Origin of the sequence: Comamonas odontotermitis (genome assembly GCF_020080045.1) — a bacterium.
GTDB classification, from domain to species: Bacteria; Pseudomonadota; Gammaproteobacteria; order Burkholderiales; family Burkholderiaceae_C; genus Comamonas; species Comamonas odontotermitis.
In genome coordinates this window covers 3,850,945-3,868,745 of record NZ_CP083451.1, presented here as the reverse complement: position 1 = coordinate 3,868,745, position 17,801 = coordinate 3,850,945, and the positions used below count along the sequence as shown (strand labels likewise).

The following is a 17,801-nucleotide window of genomic DNA, read 5'->3' as shown; positions in this document are numbered from 1 at the left end:
AATGCACAAGACCTTGGTGGTGGCCATGCTGGCTGCGGGCTGCATGCTGGCGGGGGCGCAGACGGTACGCATTGGCGCCCAGGGCGATGCTTTGTCGATGGACCCGCATTCCTTCAATGAAACCGTGCAATTGAGCGTGACGGGCAACGTCTATGAGCCACTGGCCGGGCGCAACAAGGATCTGAGCCTTCGCCCGGTGCTGGCCACCAAGTGGGAGCAGACATCGCCGACAGTCTGGCGCTTCACCCTGCGCAAGGGCGTTCAGTTCCACGATGGCACGCCGTTCACGGCAGACGATGTGGTCTTCTCGATGATGCGCACGCAGTTGGAGGGCTCGGACATGAAGACCTATACCAACGCCATCAAGGAGACGCGCAAGATCGATGACTACACCGTCGAGATCGAGTCCAAGGAGCCCGCCCCCATCCTGCCCAGCATGATCTCGCAGGTCTACATCATGAGCAAGAAGTGGACGGAGGCGAACAACGCGGTCAACCCCGTCGACCGCCGCAAGGGTATTGAGAACGCGGCCTCCTTCAAGGCCAATGGCACGGGCCCTTTCCGTGTACGCGAGCGACAGCCCAATGTGCGCACCGTGTTCAGCCGCAGTGGTAACTACTGGGACAAGGTGGATGGCAATGTGCAGGAGGTGGTCTATACGCTGGTTGCCAACGATGCCACGCGTGTCGCGGCCTTGCTGTCCGGCCAGGTCGATGTGATCGACCCGGTGCCGGTGCAGGACATTGACCGCGTCAACAACACCGGCAGCACGCGGGTGGTTTCCGGGCCGGAGTTGCGTGCCATCTTCATGGGCATGGACCACAAGCGCGATGAGCTGCTCAACTCCAGCGTCAAGGGCAAGAATCCGTTCAAGGACAAGCGCGTTCGCCAGGCCTTCTACCAGGCCATCGATATCGAGGGCCTGCACAAGCAGGTGATGCGTGGTGCCTCCGGCAACCTGGCCACCTTGATCGGCAAGGGCGTCAATGGCTATACCGACGACATCAAGCGCCTGCCATATGACCCGGCTGCCGCCAAGAAGCTGTTGGCCGATGCGGGCTATCCCGATGGTTTCGAGGTGACGCTCAACTGCTCGAATGATCGCTACATCAATGACAGCCGTATCTGCCAGGCGGTATCGGCCAACCTCGCCAAGATTGGCGTCAAGGTGCAGCTCAACGCAGAAACCAAGGGAACCTATTTCCCGCGCATCATGCGCCACGAAACGGCGTTCTACATCCTTGGCTGGACGCCGTCGACCTATGACGCGCACAACCCGCTGCTGGCCCTGATGAACTGCAACGATGGCAAGGGCGCAGGGGCGTTCAACTACGGTAACTACTGCAACCCCAAGGTGGACGCGCTGACCCGGCAGGTGCAGTCGGAGACAGATACGGCCAAGCGCAATGCGCAGATCCAGGAGGCGCTGAAGATCGTTGCCGACGATGTCGGCTACCTGCCGCTGCACCAGCAGTACATGAACTGGGGTGTGAGCAAGAACGTGGAGTTGGTGCAGATGGCCGATGGCTTCATGCCCTTCAAATGGATGACGGTGAAGAAATAAGCAGTGATGGATCGGTGCTGCCAGGCCATGACCGGCAGTGCCACCATAGATGAGAGAAATATTGATGACGACGAAAAACCGACTCAAACGCTGGCTCGATAGCGATGTGGGCTACAGCTTCCGAAAATCGCCGATGGCGATCGTGGCAGCCATCATTGCAGCCATCTGTGTGTTCTGCGCGATTTTTGCCAACTGGGTGGCTCCGCACAACCCATTTGACTTGACCACCCTGGAGCTCAGTGACGCCCGCATTCCACCCGTGTGGAGCGAGGAGGGCAGCTGGAAGTACATCCTGGGCACGGATGACCAGGGCCGGGATATTCTTTCTGCGCTGATGTACGGCGCGCGCATCTCGTTGATCGTGGGCCTGGCATCGGTGGCGCTATCGGTTGTTGTCGGGGTGGCTCTGGGTTTGCTGGCGGGCTTCAAGGGGGGCTGGATCGATTCGGTGCTGATGCGCCTGTGCGATGTGATGCTGTCTTTCCCTGCCATTCTGGTGGCATTGCTGATTGCAGGTGTGGGGCGTGCGTTGTTTCCCAACGCCAATGAATCGCTGGCCTTTGGCGTGCTGATCATCTCGATATCACTGACGGGTTGGGTGCAGTATGCGCGCACGGTGCGCGGCTCCACGATGGTGGAGCGCAACAAGGAATACGTGCAGGCTGCCAGAGTGACCGGCGTGGCGCCGCTGCGCATCATGATCAAGCATGTGTTGCCCAATGTGCTGGGTCCTGTGATGGTGCTGGCCACGATCCAGGTAGCTACGGCCATCATCACTGAAGCCACGCTTTCATTCCTGGGTGTGGGCGCACCTCCCACATCGCCGTCGCTCGGCACCCTGATCCGTGTGGGCAATGATTACCTGTTCTCTGGCGAATGGTGGATCACCATCTTCCCGGGCCTGATGCTGGTGCTGATCGCGCTGTCGGTCAACCTGCTGGGCGACTGGCTGCGCGATGCGCTCAACCCGCGCCTGCGCTGATGGTGCAATCACAAGACGAAGAAGGACGAACCACGATGTCGTTGTTGGAAGTTAAGAATTTGGTGGTCGAGTTCCCCAATCGCCATGGTGTATTGCGGGCTCTGGACAATATTTCGTTCTCCATTGCTCCCGGAGAAATCCTGGGTGTGGTGGGTGAATCGGGCGCGGGCAAGTCGCTCACTGGAGCCTCGATCATTGGCTTGCTGGAGCCGCCGGGCCATGTGGCCTCGGGTGAGATCGTGCTGGAGGGCGAACGTATCGATCATCTGCCGCCTGAGAAGATGCGCCATATCCGTGGCCGTCGCATTGGCGCGATCTTTCAGGATCCACTGACCTCGCTGAACCCGCTCTACACGGTGGGGCGCCAGTTGATCGAGACCATCCAGACCCATCTCAAGCTGTCGGACAAGGATGCGCGCGAGCGTGCGATCCAGCTGCTCAGAGACACCGGCATTCCGGCGGCGGAGGAGCGTGTTGACCACTACCCGCACCAGTTCTCCGGCGGCATGCGCCAACGTGTGGTGATTGCACTGGCGCTGGCTGCCGAGCCCAAGCTGATTGTGGCCGACGAGCCTACCACGGCGCTCGATGTGTCGATCCAGGCGCAGATCATCACCTTGCTCAAGAACATCTGCCGCACGCGCGGTGCTGCCGTCATGCTCATCACCCACGACATGGGGGTGATTGCCGAGACCTGTGACCGCGTGGCCGTCATGTATGCCGGCCGCATTGCGGAAATCGGCCCGGTGCATGAGGTCATCAACCATCCTGCACATCCCTATACGCGTGGCCTGATGGCCTCGATTCCGGATATGGAGGCAGACCGTGAGCGTCTGAACCAGATCGATGGCGCCATGCCGCGCCTCAATGCTATTCCCAAGGGCTGTGCATTCAACCCGCGCTGCACCAAGGTGTTCGACCGCTGTATGGAGCAGCGCCCCGATTTGATGGCGGCAGGGGCGACGCAGGCCGCATGCTGGTTGCATGCAGCCGACAATCGGCCGGGTGTGGCAGCGACGGAGGAAACGGTATGAGCGAGGTGGCGACGATGGAAAAAAACACTGCAACCGGTACGGCGGCAGGCTCGGCTGGACGTGGGCCTTTGGTGCAGGCACGCGACCTGGCAAAGACTTTTGATGTGTCGGCCCCGTGGCTCAACCGCGTGCTGGAACGCAAGCCGCGCAGCCTGCTTCGAGCTGTGGACGGGGTGAGCTTCGATATCGAGAAAGGCAAGACGCTCGCCTTGGTGGGCGAATCGGGCTGCGGCAAAAGCACCGTGGCGCGCCTGCTGGTGGGCCTGTATGGCCCCACGCGTGGCACCTTCACCTTTGACGGCCAGGATGCACACGCCGCGTTCAAGGACCCGAACGCAAGAGCCATGCGCCGACGCGTGCAGATGATCTTTCAGGACCCGTATGCCAGCCTGAACCCCCGCTGGTCGGTCGAGCAGATCATCGGTGAGCCTCTCAAGGAGCACGGCCTGATCACCAATACCGAGCAGCTCAAAGCCCGCGTGGCGGAGTTGCTGGTGCAGGTGGGTCTGGCTCCCATGGACATGCTCAAGTACCCGCACCAGTTCTCGGGCGGGCAGCGCCAGCGTATTTCGATTGCGCGCGCCCTCGCGACCGAGCCGGAGTTCCTGGTCTGCGACGAGCCGACATCGGCGCTGGACGTATCGGTGCAGGCGCAGGTGCTCAACATCATGAAAGACCTGCAGAAAAAGCGCAGCCTCACGTACCTGTTCATCTCGCACAACCTGGCGGTGGTTCGCCATGTGAGTGACCAGGTCGGCGTGATGTATCTGGGCCGTTTGGTGGAATTGGCTGACAAACAGACCCTGTTTGCCAAGCCGCGTCACCCCTATACGCGCATGCTGCTTGACGCCATTCCCAAGATGCACGATACCGGCAAGGCGCGTACCCCTGTGCAAGGCGAGGTGCCCAATCCGTTGAATCCTCCGACCGGCTGCGCCTTCAATCCGCGTTGCCCATTGGCCAATGACCGCTGCCGCAATGAGCGTCCTCAACTGTTGGATGATGATGGAGTGAAGGTGGCGTGCCACGCCGTGGAGGAGAAGCGCATTCCCGTCATTGCCGCTTAAGCAGATGCTCTCTTGAAAGGCCGGCAGCGTGCATGCCGGTTTTTTTACGCCCGGATTTGAAGAGAACGGGCGTTCTCTTGCCTATGAACGGATGAAGATACGTTGACGCCTTGTGCCTTGCGGGATTCATACGCACGTCATCAAACTGCCAAACCATGGAGTCCTTTCTTGAAACGGAGATGGGCATGGCAGCAGTGTGGATGCGAGAGTGTGCGCGTCAGGCGATGTATTGGGCGGTGTGCGGCGTGTCTGCTGCCGTGCTGGTTGCCTGTGGAGGAGGCGGCTCGGACGATGGCGCAAAAGACGATGTACTGACCATTCTGCATGTCAACGACCATCACTCCACGTTGGCCAGCAAGACTGCGACCTTGCAATTGCCTGTAGATGGCAAGACGACGGCAGTCACCGTCAATGCTGCGGGCTTTCCGCGGGTGACCGCTGCCATCGAGGAGCTGGCCGCCCAATCAGGCAATGTACTCAAGCTGCATGCGGGCGATGCAATCACCGGCACCTTGTACTTCAACCGTGCGGGCGCGGATGGCGAGGCCGACATGGCGATGCTCAATACGGTGTGCTTTGATGCCTATACGCTGGGCAACCATGAATTCGACAAGGGAGATACCGGTCTCAAGGGCATTCTCGACCGACTCAAGAGCGGTAGCTGCAACACCAGCGTACTCAGTGCCAATGTACAGTTCGGCGCCAATTCGGCATTGAATCCGAGTCGCGCACCCAATATGGTGCGCCCCTCCACTGTGATGGAGCGTGGCGGCAACAAGATCGGTATCGTGGGGCTGACGATTGCCCAGAAGACCAAGGCCTCGTCCAGCCCCGACAAGGACACGATGTTTGAAGATGAAGCCACGGCGGCGCAGCGCGAGATTGACAAGCTGCAGGCCCAGGGCATCAAACGCATAGTGCTGCTCAGCCACATCGGCTACGACAATGACAGGGAACTGGCCCGCAAGCTGCGTGGTGTGGATGTGATCGTGGGTGGCGATTCTCACACCTTGCTGGGACCAGAGGCGATGAAGACCCTCGGCGTGGGCTCTCCCGCGGGCGCGTACCCGACCGGCACTACCGACAAGGACGGTAAACCCGTGTGCATCGTGCAGGCCTGGGAATATTCGCAGGTGGTGGGTGAGCTCAAGGTCAAGTTCAACAAAGATGGCGAGGTCAGCGAATGCAAGGGAACGCCACATGTGCTGATCGGTGACAAGTTCCAGATTGGCGGCCAGGATGTGATGGAGGCGCAGCGCAGTGCCATTGTGAACAGCGTCAATGCCGCGGGATTCCTGAGGATGACGGCGCCGTCTGCCAAGGCCCAGGCAGTGCTGCAAGCTTTCACCGACAAGGTTGCCAGCTTCAACACCACCAAGGTGGCAGTGGCCCCGCAGGAGCTGTGCTCGCGCCGGGTGCCCGGTGGTGAAGGCACCATGGACTACAGTCGCTCCAGCGCCGCATGCAATGCCGAAGGCGGTGTCAGCTTGCGTGGCGGAGATATCCAGCAGCTGGTGGCGCAGGCGTATCTGGAAGTGGCCAACGCCAAATATGGTGGCGCCGATATCTCTCTGCAAAGCGGTGGTGGGGTGCGCATTCCCTTGAGCGGAGAAGTCACTGCTGCCAACGTCATCCAGGTGCTGCCTTTTGGCAATATGCTGTACCGCTTGAATGTGACCGGTGCAGAGGTGAAGAACATGCTGGAAGACGGGCTGGAGGCGGTCTATGGCGCTGGCGGCACCACGGGTCCCTACCCTTACACGGGTGGCCTGCGTTTTGATGTGAATGCCGCATCGGCCTTTGGCAGCCGTGTTTCGGGCATCGAAGTGCGAGACGCCTTGACCGGCCAGTGGGCCTCTCTGGACCAGGGCAAGACCTATCGGCTCTTCGTGCTGAGCTTCAATGCCAATGGGGGTGATGGCTACAAGACATTGGCATCGGTTCCAGCTGATCGCCGCCTGGACATTGGCGTGCTCGATGCCGACGTGCTATTCAATTACATCGAGTCTCAGGCCAAGGATGCTGCGACAGACCTGCCGGTGCTCAAACGTCTGCCCACGGATCTGTACAGCACCAAATCCTTTGCAGGTGGCCGTTGAGTAGTTGGTGGTGCAAAGCAAAATGGGCAGCTGGTGCTGCCCATTCTTTCGCCCAGGACCTGGCGGCCAGCCTTTGCGCCGAGTGGCATCCGCTGTGGCCAAGGCGCTGCATCATGTATAGCGCTTGGCGCGCAGGTTGTCCTTCATCTGTAGCAGCACGGGTTGCAGCGGCTCACCAATACGCAGGGCTACACCGGTGGCAAGCACATCGATGATCAGCAGGTGCAGCAGGCGTGAAACCATGGGGCTGTATCGGTCGTAGCCCTCGGGGTGGTCGGCGGCAAGGTGAATGTCTGCGGCACGCGCGAGCGGCGAGCCGCTGGCGGTAATGGCGATGGTGGTGGCGCCGTTGCGTTTGGCGATGTCCGTGGCGTCCATCAGGTCGCGCGTGCGGCCCGAGTTGGAAATCACGATGGCGCAGTCTCCGGCACCCAGCATGGTGGCGCTCATCACCTGCATGTGGCCGTCGCTGGTGGCAAGGCTGGTCACGCCCAGGCGAAAGAATTTGTGCTGCCCGTCCTGCGCCACGATGCCGGAGTTGCCCACTCCATAGAACTCGATGCGCTTGCCCGCGCGCCAGGTCGCGACGATGGCGGTGGCTGCCGCCTCCAGCGCCGTGGTGCTGGCGGCATTGCGGTAGGCCAGAAAAGCGGCTACCGAGTTGTCAACCACCTTTACCAGTACATCGCTGGTCTTGTCATCGGCATCCACGCTGCGATGGATGAAGGGCACGCCTTCGCTCACGCTGCCAGCAAGCTTGAGCTTGAAATCTGCCAGCCCGTCATAGCCCATGCTGCGGCAAAATCGCACCACGGTAGGCTTGCTGACATGGGAGCGATCAGCCAGCTCGCGCACCGGCAGCGATGCGAACGCGCGCGGGTCGGCCAGTACCAGGCGTGCCACGCGCTGTTCAGCCGGGGCCAGCGAGGGCAGGGAGGCGGTTATGCGATCCAGCATCTTTACAGTTCCTCCATCCAGCTATGGCCATCGCGTGCCACCAATGCGCTGGCAGCACCGGGGCCCCAACTGCCTGCCGCGTAGGGCCGTGGCCCTTCTCCGTTGGCGTTGGCCTGCTGCCAGTTCTCCAGGATCGGCTCTACCCATTGCCAGGCTGCTTCCTGCTCGTCTGCGCGAACGAACAGGTTCAGGCGCCCGGCGATTACATCAAGCAGCAGGCGCTCGTAAGCGCCGACCCGCTCGCTGCCAAAGCGCTGGTCAAAATCGAGGTCGAGCGCAGCGGGGGAAAGCGTCTGAACGCCTCCGGCATCGCCCTGGCTTTGCGCTGCCGCCATCAGGTGCAGGGTCAAGCCGTCCTTGGGCTGGAGGTGGATGACCAGGCGGTTGGCCGCGCCCATGGGCGTGCGGTAGATGGCGTGGGGCACCTGGCGGAAATGCACCACGATGGAGGCCTCCCGGCCCGCCAGTCGCTTGCCGGTACGGATGAAGAACGGCACACCGGCCCAGCGCCAGTTGCTGATTTCGGTGCGTAGCGCCACAAAGGTTTCTGTCTGGCTGTGGGGCGCAACGCCAGTTTCCTGCCGGTAACCGGGGACGGGCTGGCCCTTGATCTGGCCGGGCGCGTACTGGCCGCGCACCACATCACGGCTGAGCGTCTCGGGCGTCCAGCGCTTGAGCGATTGCAACACCTTGAGCTTTTCATTGCGTATCGCATCGGCATCGGCGCTGATGGGCGGCTCCATGCCTATTGCGCACAGCAGTTGCAGCGCATGGTTCTGCACCATGTCGCGCAGTGCTCCGGTGGTGTCGTAGAACTCGCCGCGCTTTTCCACGCCCAACTGCTCGGCCATCGTGATCTCGATGCTGGCGATGTTCTCGCGCCGCCACAGCGGCTCGAAAATCGTGTTGCCAAAGCGCAATGCCAGCAGGTTCTGTACCGACGGCTTGCCCAGGTAGTGGTCGATACGGAAGATCTGGGCCTCGTCGAATACCTGCCGCACTGCGGCATTGATGGCCATGTTCGATGGCAGATCGTGGCCCAGCGGCTTTTCCAGCACCACACGCGTGTGCGGCGTGTTCAGTCCACAGGCACCCAATTGCTCGACGACGGTGGAAAACAGTGAAGGCGCCGTTGCCAGGTACATCACCACCGTATCGGCCTTGCGCTGCAAAAGCAGATCGCGCAGCGCTGCGTAGTCGCCCGGGTGCGACAAATCCATGCGCTGGTAGCGCAATAGCTGCGCGAACTGCGCGAACTCACCGTTGTTGGGGCGCTTGTCGGCCTCCACCTCGGCCAGGCGCTGGGCAATCAGCGCACGGTATTCGTCATCGGACATCTCGTTGCGGCCGACGCCAATGATGCGGCCGTCTGCTGGCAAGCTGCCATGCCGAAAGGATTGGAACAGTGCGGGCAGCAGTTTTCGCCATGCCAGATCACCGGTGCCACCAAACAAAACCAGATCAAAGCTCATGAAACTTCCTGAACATTAAGGCAGTTATTAATGTAACTTAGTTTCATTGATCGGTGGAAGCCCTCAGGCGAATGAAGCGTCGCTTTTTGAAATATGTCAGTTTGATGACGATAATCGACAGCGACAATCGAGCAATTAATACATTTATCCGGCAAGGAGAAAACTATGCAGCGTTGGTTGATAGGTGGCGCGTTGGTGGCCGCAGCGTGGGGAGCGCAAGCCCAGGGGCAAGTCAATGTGATCTGCTCGGTGCAGGCCGAATGGTGCAACACCATGGCCACGGTCTATACCAAGACGACGGGTGTCAAGGTCAACATCACGCAAAAGGGCTCTGGCGAGGCGCTGGCACAGCTCAATGCCGAAAAGGCCAATCCCAAGACCGACCTGTGGTTTGGCGGTACCGGCGACACGCATTTGCAGGCAGCCGAGATGGGCCTGACTCTGGAATACAAATCGCCGCTGCTCAAGGAGCTGTACCCCTGGGCGGTTCGCCAGGCAGAAGATTCCAAGTTCCGCACGGTGGGCGTTTACCTGGGCCCTCTGGGCTTTGGTTTCAACAAGGAGCTGCTGGCCAAGAAAAAGGTGGCAGCGCCTGCCTCGTGGGCTGATTTGATCAAGCCCGAGTACAAGGGCGAGGTGCAGATGGCCAACCCCGCCAGCAGCGGCACCGCCTATACGGTGATTGCCACCCTGGTGCAGATCATGGGTGAGGACAAGGCCTTCGATTACCTGCGCGCGCTCAACAAGAACATCTCCACCTATACCCGTGCGGGCACGGCGCCGGTCAAGGCGGTGGCGCGGGGCGAGACCATGGTGTCGATCAGTTTTGTGCATGATGTGACCACCGAGGCCGTACATGGCTTTCCGGTTGATTCCAACACCCCTGCCGAAGGCACGGGGGCGGAAATCGGTTCCATGAGCATCGTCAAGCATGGTCCCAACACCGCCAACGCCAAGGCGTTCTATGAATGGGCGCTGACGCCGGGCGGCCAGCAATTCGGTCTGGCGGCCAAACAGTACCAACTGCCCAGCAACAAGAATGTGCCCAAGGACCCGCGTGTCGTTGATCCCGCCAAGATGAAGCTGATCAACTACGACTATGCGAAGTACGGCGCCAGCGCCGAGCGCCGCCGCCTGATCTCGAAGTGGGAAAAAGAAGTTCAGGACTCCAAGTAAAACAGGTCTTAGCGCCCGTCATCCGGGCGGAGAAAGCAATGAATGCAGTAGCAAAAATGCCGGTGCCATCACCGGCAATACGCCCTGCACGCAAGGCCCAGGGCGCCAACCAGGCGCTCTGGGCCTGGGTGTTGTTAGGGCTGGCAGCCTATGTGGTGCTGCCGTGGTATGCCATTCAGGATGCCAACGGGCTTGCCAAGGTCGCTGATGTGTTCAGCGACGAATCGGCGGGCAATGGACTGATGCAGGCCTTGCAATGGGGCAGGGGTTGGCTGTGGGGCGGCGTAGCCGGATTGGCGCTGGCAGCGGTGGCGGCCGGCATGCCTGCGGGCAAAAAGCAGGGTGCGGTTCTGCTGCTGGGTGGTGCGCTGGGTTTGCTGGCCTTGCTCGGCAGCGGTTTTTCCATTGGCGCGCGCGGCTGGTCGTACGAATGGATGAACCAGGCCTGGGGCGAGCTGGATGTGCGCCAATTCGGCTTCGGTTGGGGGGCATTTGTCGTGCTCACCAGCCTGATGGTTCTGTTCGCCTTCGGTCTGGCGCGACGCGGGTTCTTCAAGGGCGATCTGTTTGTCGCGGCAGCCGTGGTGGGGTGCGCGAGTCTGCTGGCACTTTTCATCGTCTACCCGGTCACCAAGGCGCTCGCTGGTGCCTTCTTCACCGAAGACAACCAATTGCAGTGGACCGCCATCATCGGCCGCGTCTTCAACGAACGCAATTTCGGGCTGGCCTGCATCAGCGATGGCAAGCGCTGCGGTGTGGCCTGGAACACCTTGTTCATCGGCCTGATGACGGCTGCCAGCACCACCTTCCTGGGGACCTTGATGGCGCTGATGGCCGAGCGTTCAGGCCGCAAGGGCAGCAAGGCGCTGAATGTGCTGGCGCTGCTGCCCATCATCACACCGCCGTTTGTCGTGGGCCTGGGCCTGATTCTGCTGTTTGGCCGCGCAGGCATCGTCAATGCAGCGCTTGAGTCCTGGTTCGGCATCGAGCCGACGCGTTGGTTCTATGGCTGGTTTGGCGTGTGGGTGTCGCAGACCTTCGCGTTCACGCCGATTGCCTTCATGATCATGCGCAGCGTGGTGCAAGGTGTGGCACCCAGCATGGAAGAGGCAGCGCAAACGCTGCGCGCCAGCCCGGTGCAGACTTTCTGGACGATCACCTTGCCGCTGCTCAAGCCGGGTCTTGCCAATGCGTTCCTGGTCGGCTTTATCGAAAGCATGGCCGATTTTGGCAACCCGATTGTGGTGGGCGGTCAGTTTGCGGTGCTGTCTACCGAAATCTTCTTCTCCATTGTTGGTGCGCAGTACGACCAGGGGCGTGCCGCGTCACTCGCCTGGATTCTGATGGTATTTGCGCTGGGCGTTTTCATGCTGCAGCGCAAGGTACTGGGCAGCAAGAGCTACACCACGGTATCTGGCAAGGGCGATGCGGGCATTCCCATGCCGCTGCCGACTGGTATTCGTCGTGCGGTATACGGTATTGCAGTGCCATGGATGCTGTTCACCCTGGTGGTGTATGCGTTCGCGTTTGCCGGCGGCTTTGTGCAGACCTGGGGGCGTGACTACACGCCGACCCTGAACCATTTCCGCTCGGCTTTTGCGCTGGAGTGGGGGCAGTTTGGCATCGTGTGGGCGGGCACGGCCTGGAACTCGTTCTTCACTACCATCAAGCTTGCTGCCATTTCGGCGCCAATGACCGCTACGGTTGGGTTGCTCATTGCGTGGCTCCTGGCGCGTACCGAGTTCAAGGGCCAGAGCGCGTTCGAGTTCTCAGCGCTGCTGGCCTTTGCCATCCCTGGCACGGTGCTGGGCGTGAGCTATATCCTGGCCTTCAATGTCCCACCTTTTGAGCTGACGGGAACCTCGCTCATCATCATTCTGTGCTTCATGTTCCGCAACCTGCCAGTTGGCGTGCGTGCGGGTACGGCGGCGTTCAAGCAACTGGACAAATCGCTGGATGAAGCCTCGATGATGCTGCGCGCAGGCAGCGTGCAGACCTTGCGCCATGTGGTGCTGCCGCTGCTCAAGCCCGCCTTGGTGACGGCGCTGGTCTACAGCTTTGTGCGGGCGATCACGACGGTGAGCGCGGTGATCTTTCTGGTCACCGCCGAGAACGAATTGGCAACCACCTACATCATCGGCCGCGTCGGCAATGGCGACTATGGCATTGCGCTGGCCTACTGCACGGTGCTGATCGTGCTGATGTCTTTGGTAACGGCGGCCATCCAGTGGCTGGTGGGAGAGCGTTCGCTGGGCCGCCGCAAGGCCAAGGCTGCAGCAGGAACGCAGGGAGTGCATTGATATGAGCGGTATTGTTTTTGAAAATATCTCCAAACGCTATGGCAGCAGTGCTGATGCGCCGTTGGCAGTGAAGGACATCAGTTTTGAGGTACCCAGAGGCAGCCTGAGCACCATCCTCGGCCCTTCGGGCTGCGGCAAGACCACGACCCTGCGCATGATCGCCGGGCTCGAATCTCCCACCAGTGGCCGTATCTTCATCGACGGACAGGATGTGACCACGCTGGGCCCCGCGCAGCGCAACGTCAGCATGATGTTCCAGAGCTACGCGCTCTTTCCGCACATGACCGTGCTGGAAAACGTGCAGTACGGTCTGCGCATGTCCGGTGTGGCCAAGGAGGAAGGTCGGCGCCGCGCGGTGGAAGCCCTGCGCAATGTGGGTCTGGACCGGTTCGATGACCGGCTGCCGAGTGAACTGTCGGGTGGCCAGCAGCAGCGCGTGGCCCTGGCGCGGGCCCTGGTGCTGGAGCCGGCAGTGCTGCTGTTTGACGAGCCCCTTTCCAATCTGGATGCGCGCCTGCGCCGCGAAATGCGTGAAGAGATTCGCGCACTGCAGCAGCGCCTGCAACTGACCGTTGCCTACGTGACGCATGACCAAAGCGAGGCGCTGGCCGTCAGTGACCAGATCATCGTGATGGATGTGGGGCGCATCGCGCAGCGTGGTACGCCGCAAGAGCTGTACGAGGCGCCGCAATCCGAGTTTGTGGCGGGTTTCATGGGTGAAGCCATGCTGTTCCCGGGAGTGGCCCAGGCCGATGGCCGCGTGCATCTGGGGCCATTGGTGCTGAACCCGCGCCAGCCGGTGGTACCCGGAGAGGTGAAAGTGGCCGTGCGGCCCGAAGCATGGCAGATTGAGGCTGCGGGCACAGGCATTGCCGCTACCCTGGCCAAGCGCGCCTATCTGGGAAGCGGCTACGAATACACATTCGATACGGCACTGGGCGCGATTTTTGTTGTCTCGCCCGATCTGGGCCGGGTGCTGCCGATCGGGGCGCAAGTTGGGTTAAGCTTGGGCCAGCACGGCGTCTCTGTCGTACAAACGAAGTGAGCGATGCATGCATTCCCCTGGAAAACAGCGGAAGTAGTGCAAAAACCATAGCTGATGGCGCTCGTCTTGATTGGAGTTTAGTGATAAAAATCATTGAAACCCAATATGGATGGGTGCTGAAAGCTCTCTTTTTTAGCAAGCGACCATGAACCAACTCGATGCACTGAAAGCGCTGACCACGGTGGTGGCAGATACCGGCGATTTCCACCAACTGGCGCAATTCCAGCCGCAGGATGCCACCACCAATCCGTCGCTGATTCTGAAAGCCGTGCAAAAGCCGGAATATGCGCCGCTGCTGACGGAAACAGTGCAGAAGTTCCGCGGCAAGCCCACCGATGAAATCATGGACCGTCTGCTGGTGCGCTTTGGCACCGAGATCCTGTCCATCATTCCTGGCAGGGTGTCGACGGAAGTCGATGCGCGCCTCTCATTCGATACTGAGGCCACCGTGGTCCGTGCCCAGCGCATCATCGCGCTGTACCAGGCCGAAGGCGTGCATATCGACCGCGTGCTGATCAAGGTCGCATCGACCTGGGAAGGCATTCAGGCAGCCAAGCGCCTGGAAGAACAAGGCATCCACACCAACCTGACCTTGCTGTTCGCGCAATGCCAGGCCATTGCCTGTGGGCAAGCCAAGGTACAGCTGATCTCGCCTTTTGTGGGGCGCATCTACGACTGGTACAAAAAGCAGGCGGGCAGCAACTGGGACGAGGCCGCCATGGCTGGCGCCAATGATCCGGGCGTGCAATCGGTACGGGCCATCTTCAATTACTACAAGCACTTTGGCATTGCAACCGAGGTGATGGGTGCGAGCTTCCGCAATATCGGCCAGGTGATTGCATTGGCTGGCTGCGACCTGCTGACCATATCGCCCGATCTGCTGGCGCAGTTGGCCGCCGCCGATGCGCCAGTGGCGCAGGCTCTGTCAGCCGATGCCGCCAAGCGCATGCAGCTGGAGCCCGTGCAGTACGACGAAGCAGGTTTTCGCTTTGCATTGAATGAAGATGCGATGGCCACCGAGAAATTGGCCGAGGGCATTCGTGCCTTTGTCGCCGATGCCATCAAGCTCGATAAACTGCTGCAAGCGGCCTGATAGAGGACTGCATTCGGCCTGCGTCGCCGTCTTCGCCTGGCCTCTTCGCGCCGGGTCGATCAGACTGCAGCTTGCCAGACCGTTTCAGTGATTGTTTCTCAAGCGCCTGCGCCTCCGGTATGCAGGCCCACCACCATGAACTCAGCTTTCTCCATGCAGCGCAAGCGCTGCGACCAGACGCCTGCCTGGCAGCAGCTGCAGCAGTATTTTGGGACGACCGGCCAGCAGCTGGACGTGCGCGAGGCCTTTGTGCAGGATCCGTCCCGCTATGCCTCTTTCTCGCAGCAGGCGCCACACGTGTTTGCCGATCTGTCCAAGAACCGGGTGGATGCGACCAGCCAGCAATTGCTGCTGCAACTGGCGCGCGAATGCGAGCTGGAACGCTATCGCGATGCGATGTTTGCAGGCGATGCCATCAATCAGTCGGAAGACCGCGCCGTCATGCATTGGTTGCTGCGCCAGCCCGAAGAAGGGCTGAACAGCTGGCTGCCTGGCAGCAACGCTGCGGTGCGCGGCGCTTTGCAGGAAGTCCACGCCAGCCTGAACCAGATGTTGGCGCTGGCCGAGCAGGTGCGAGCCAATCCGCAGATCACCGACATCGTCAATATCGGCATCGGCGGCTCCGACCTGGGGCCGGCCATGGTCGTCAATGCGCTGGAAGACTGGCGTATCGAAGGCAAACGCTTCCACTTCGTCTCGAATGTGGATGGCCATGAGCTGGGCCACGTGCTGGCGCAGGTCAGGCCCGAGTCCACCTTGTTCCTGGTGGCCTCCAAATCATTCACCACGCTGGAGACCATGGTCAATGCGCATTCGGCGCGGGAGTGGTTTGTGGCGCAAGGTGGCAGCGACGACCGTGCTGCGGCATTGTCGATTTCCAGGCATTTCTGGGCGCTGACAACCAACACCGAGGCTGCCGCCAAGTTTGGTATCGATACCACCCTGGGTTTCTGGGACTGGGTGGGTGGCCGCTATTCGCTGTGGTCGGTCATCGGGCTACCCATTGCGATCGCGGTGGGGGCGGATCATTTTCGTGCGTTGCTGCGCGGCGCGCATGACATGGATGTGCACTTCAAGACGGCGCCGTTGGAGTTGAACCTGCCGGTGCGCATGGGTCTGCTCGATATCTGGTATCGCAACTTCTTCGGCTTTGGTTCGCGCTGCGTCGCACCATACAGCCATGGCCTGCGACGTCTCTCAGCCTACCTTCAGCAGCTGGAGATGGAGAGCAATGGCAAGGGCATGGACGTGTACAACCAGGTGTTGCCATATTCCACCTCTCCCGTGGTCTGGGGGGAGCCAGGCACCAATGGCCAGCATGCGTTCTTCCAGATGATCCACCAGGGGCGGGATGTGATTCCAGTCGAGTTCATCGCGGCCCGCGATGGCGGCAAGACGCTGGCGAGCCACCAGAATAACCTGGTCATCAACGCCATCGCACAGGCCCAGGCCCTGCTGGTGGGGCGCACCGAGGAAACCGGCCCCCGATACTGCCCGGGCAACCGCCCCAGCACTTTCCTGCTGGTGGACAAGCTCTCGCCCATGACGCTGGGCGCACTGATTGCGCTGTACGAGCACCGTGTATTTGTCAGCGGGGCCCTGTGGGGCATCAACAGCTTTGACCAATGGGGCGTGGAGCTGGGCAAGCAACTGGCCAAAGAACTGTTCGCCCGGCGCGACCGCAACGACTGGCAGGGCGTGGACCCTTCCACCCAGGCACTCGTGAACAAGCTGGCTCCTTGACGACAATGGCTGCTTGACACTGCGCTGCAGCATGTTGTTTCCAATTCGGTAATACATGCTTCCGAATCAGCGGTTGGGAATCCTCTCGGTCTCTGGAATACTTGTTCAGTTATTGCGCGAGCGCAAACTTTCGGGCCGGCTCCCACTCGGGGCTTTTCTGGATGGCGACCGCGCAGAGCCCACAGCACACTGACAAGGCTGGCGCAGCAGCCCGGAGATCGACCGGACTGCTGCATTCGTCATTTCCAAGGGGATACCAATAATGAAATTCAGCATCAAGATGGCGGTGGCGGCAATGGCCGTAGCCGCAGGCGGCGCAGCCATGGCGCAAAGCACGTTCGACAAGATCAATAGCACCGGCAAGGTGGTGATGGGCGTGCGCGAAAGCTCGGCACCCATGGCCTATGCCATTGGTTCCAACCAGACTTTTGGCGGCTACCACGTGGAACTGTGCGAGCGCGTGCTCAAGGAAATCGCGCCCAATGCCAAGATCGAATACATGGCATTGACCGCGCAGAACACCATGCCGCTGGTGCAGAACGGCACGGTGGACATCGGCTGCGGCCCCACGACCAACAACCTCACCCGCCAAAAGCAGGTGTCGTTTGCGGTGACAACCTATGTGAGCCAGGTGCGCGCAGCCGTCAAGGCAGATTCCAACATCACCAGCCTCAAGCAGCTTGACGGCAAGAACGTGGCCGCCTCGGCAGGCACCACGGCCGTGCAGTTGCTGCGCAAGTTTGGCAAGGACAACAACGTCAACCTGCCCACCACCTTGGGCAAGGACCATTTCGAGAGCTTCATGCTGCTCGAATCCGGCCGTGCCGATGCCTTTGTGCTGGATGACAACCTGCTGGCGGGCGTGATTGCCAACTCCGCCAATCCCAAGGGTTACAAGATCGTGGGAGAAGTGCTGGGCTCCGAGCCCATTGCCATCCTGTTCCGCAAGGACGACCCTGCTTTCAAGAAGGCGGTGGACGACAGCCTGACCAAGCTGATGAAATCCGGCGAACTGGCCAAGGTATACGACAAGTGGTTCATGCAGCCGATTCCGCCCAAGAACATGGCCTTGAATCTGCCGATGAGCGACACGCTGAAGAAACTCATCCTGGAACCCAACGACAAGCCCTTGGAAGCCTACGCCGACCAGTAAGGTCTTCTCCCTGGCTTGATTGCAAACCCAGCTTTGGCTGGGTTTTTTGTTGCCAATTTCTATCGCCGGGCTCCGTTCACATCGGGCCCATGCCGTACCTCCGATTGTATGGAGCA

The 17,801-nt window shown here is 60.7% G+C and carries 13 protein-coding genes; 11 read left to right on the top strand and 2 right to left on the bottom strand.

The features are described 5' to 3' along the window. Position 1: 1 nt before the first annotated feature. The 5 genes from LAD35_RS17845 (at position 2) to LAD35_RS17825 (ending at position 6,746) form a co-directional block, all read left to right on the top strand. Positions 2-1,564 (top strand): ABC transporter substrate-binding protein, encoded by a 1,563-nt coding sequence (locus LAD35_RS17845; RefSeq protein ID WP_224150292.1) that lies wholly within the window; start codon positions 2-4, stop codon positions 1,562-1,564. A 64-nt stretch (positions 1,565-1,628) separates the two neighbouring features. Continuing rightward, a complete protein-coding gene (locus LAD35_RS17840) occupies positions 1,629-2,546 on the top strand; it encodes an ABC transporter permease (RefSeq protein WP_224150291.1) in 918 nt (305 codons plus the stop codon). A gap of 35 nt (positions 2,547-2,581) precedes the next feature. Further along, the gene (locus tag LAD35_RS17835; protein ID WP_224150290.1) at positions 2,582-3,580 is read left to right on the top strand and encodes an ABC transporter ATP-binding protein; all 999 of its coding nucleotides are present in this window, start codon (positions 2,582-2,584) and stop codon (positions 3,578-3,580) included. Positions 3,581-3,594: 14 nt separating this feature from the next. After that, positions 3,595-4,647, top strand: coding sequence for an ABC transporter ATP-binding protein (locus tag LAD35_RS17830; protein WP_224150289.1), 1,053 nt, complete (start codon positions 3,595-3,597; stop codon positions 4,645-4,647). A gap of 224 nt (positions 4,648-4,871) precedes the next feature. Further along, positions 4,872-6,746 carry a bifunctional metallophosphatase/5'-nucleotidase gene (locus LAD35_RS17825; RefSeq protein WP_224152786.1) on the top strand — a complete coding sequence of 625 codons (1,875 nt, stop codon included), beginning with the start codon at positions 4,872-4,874 and terminating at the stop codon, positions 6,744-6,746. Between the two features lie 111 nt (positions 6,747-6,857). Here LAD35_RS17825 and LAD35_RS17820 read toward each other — a convergent pair whose 3' ends face one another. Both LAD35_RS17820 and zwf read right to left on the bottom strand, forming a co-directional pair. Further along, positions 6,858-7,703 (bottom strand): MurR/RpiR family transcriptional regulator, encoded by an 846-nt coding sequence (locus tag LAD35_RS17820; protein WP_224150288.1) that lies wholly within the window; start codon positions 7,701-7,703, stop codon positions 6,858-6,860. Positions 7,704-7,705: 2 nt separating this feature from the next. Then, positions 7,706-9,175, bottom strand: coding sequence for a glucose-6-phosphate dehydrogenase (gene zwf / locus LAD35_RS17815; protein ID WP_224150287.1), 1,470 nt, complete (start codon positions 9,173-9,175; stop codon positions 7,706-7,708). A 165-nt stretch (positions 9,176-9,340) separates the two neighbouring features. On the opposite strand from zwf, the gene LAD35_RS17810 reads away from it, so the two are divergent. The 6 genes from LAD35_RS17810 to LAD35_RS17785 all read left to right on the top strand — a co-directional run bounded on the left by LAD35_RS17810 (position 9,341) and on the right by LAD35_RS17785 (position 17,685). Continuing rightward, positions 9,341-10,351, top strand: a complete 1,011-nt coding sequence (locus LAD35_RS17810) for an ABC transporter substrate-binding protein (RefSeq protein WP_224150286.1) — start codon at positions 9,341-9,343, stop codon at positions 10,349-10,351. Positions 10,352-10,407: 56 nt separating this feature from the next. Beyond that, positions 10,408-12,651 carry an ABC transporter permease gene (locus tag LAD35_RS17805; RefSeq protein WP_224152784.1) on the top strand — a complete coding sequence of 748 codons (2,244 nt, stop codon included), beginning with the start codon at positions 10,408-10,410 and terminating at the stop codon, positions 12,649-12,651. A gap of 1 nt (position 12,652) precedes the next feature. After that, on the top strand, positions 12,653-13,696 hold the full coding sequence (locus LAD35_RS17800) for an ABC transporter ATP-binding protein (RefSeq protein ID WP_224150285.1): 1,044 nt from the start codon (positions 12,653-12,655) through the stop codon (positions 13,694-13,696). A 145-nt stretch (positions 13,697-13,841) separates the two neighbouring features. Beyond that, positions 13,842-14,789 carry a transaldolase gene (tal, locus tag LAD35_RS17795; RefSeq protein ID WP_224150284.1) on the top strand — a complete coding sequence of 316 codons (948 nt, stop codon included), beginning with the start codon at positions 13,842-13,844 and terminating at the stop codon, positions 14,787-14,789. A gap of 135 nt (positions 14,790-14,924) precedes the next feature. Beyond that, the gene (pgi, locus tag LAD35_RS17790; RefSeq protein WP_224150283.1) at positions 14,925-16,532 is read left to right on the top strand and encodes a glucose-6-phosphate isomerase; all 1,608 of its coding nucleotides are present in this window, start codon (positions 14,925-14,927) and stop codon (positions 16,530-16,532) included. Between the two features lie 262 nt (positions 16,533-16,794). Further along, positions 16,795-17,685 (top strand): transporter substrate-binding domain-containing protein, encoded by an 891-nt coding sequence (locus tag LAD35_RS17785; RefSeq protein WP_224150282.1) that lies wholly within the window; start codon positions 16,795-16,797, stop codon positions 17,683-17,685. Positions 17,686-17,801 lie beyond the last annotated feature (116 nt).

What these genes read in the sequence shown, in the direction of transcription:
- LAD35_RS17845 (WP_224150292.1), top strand. Translation starts at nt 2, where the DNA reads ATGCACAAGACCTTGGTGGTGGCCATGCTGGCTGCGGGCTGCATGCTG.
- LAD35_RS17840 (WP_224150291.1), top strand. Translation starts at nt 1,629, where the DNA reads ATGACGACGAAAAACCGACTCAAACGCTGGCTCGATAGCGATGTGGGC.
- LAD35_RS17835 (WP_224150290.1), top strand. Translation starts at nt 2,582, where the DNA reads ATGTCGTTGTTGGAAGTTAAGAATTTGGTGGTCGAGTTCCCCAATCGC.
- LAD35_RS17830 (WP_224150289.1), top strand. Translation starts at nt 3,595, where the DNA reads ATGGAAAAAAACACTGCAACCGGTACGGCGGCAGGCTCGGCTGGACGT.
- LAD35_RS17825 (WP_224152786.1), top strand. Translation starts at nt 4,872, where the DNA reads ATGTATTGGGCGGTGTGCGGCGTGTCTGCTGCCGTGCTGGTTGCCTGT.
- LAD35_RS17820 (WP_224150288.1), bottom strand. Translation starts at nt 7,703, where the DNA reads ATGCTGGATCGCATAACCGCCTCCCTGCCCTCGCTGGCCCCGGCTGAA.
- zwf (WP_224150287.1), bottom strand. Translation starts at nt 9,175, where the DNA reads ATGAGCTTTGATCTGGTTTTGTTTGGTGGCACCGGTGATCTGGCATGG.
- LAD35_RS17810 (WP_224150286.1), top strand. Translation starts at nt 9,341, where the DNA reads ATGCAGCGTTGGTTGATAGGTGGCGCGTTGGTGGCCGCAGCGTGGGGA.
- LAD35_RS17805 (WP_224152784.1), top strand. Translation starts at nt 10,408, where the DNA reads ATGCCGGTGCCATCACCGGCAATACGCCCTGCACGCAAGGCCCAGGGC.
- LAD35_RS17800 (WP_224150285.1), top strand. Translation starts at nt 12,653, where the DNA reads ATGAGCGGTATTGTTTTTGAAAATATCTCCAAACGCTATGGCAGCAGT.
- tal (WP_224150284.1), top strand. Translation starts at nt 13,842, where the DNA reads ATGAACCAACTCGATGCACTGAAAGCGCTGACCACGGTGGTGGCAGAT.
- pgi (WP_224150283.1), top strand. Translation starts at nt 14,925, where the DNA reads ATGAACTCAGCTTTCTCCATGCAGCGCAAGCGCTGCGACCAGACGCCT.
- LAD35_RS17785 (WP_224150282.1), top strand. Translation starts at nt 16,795, where the DNA reads ATGAAATTCAGCATCAAGATGGCGGTGGCGGCAATGGCCGTAGCCGCA.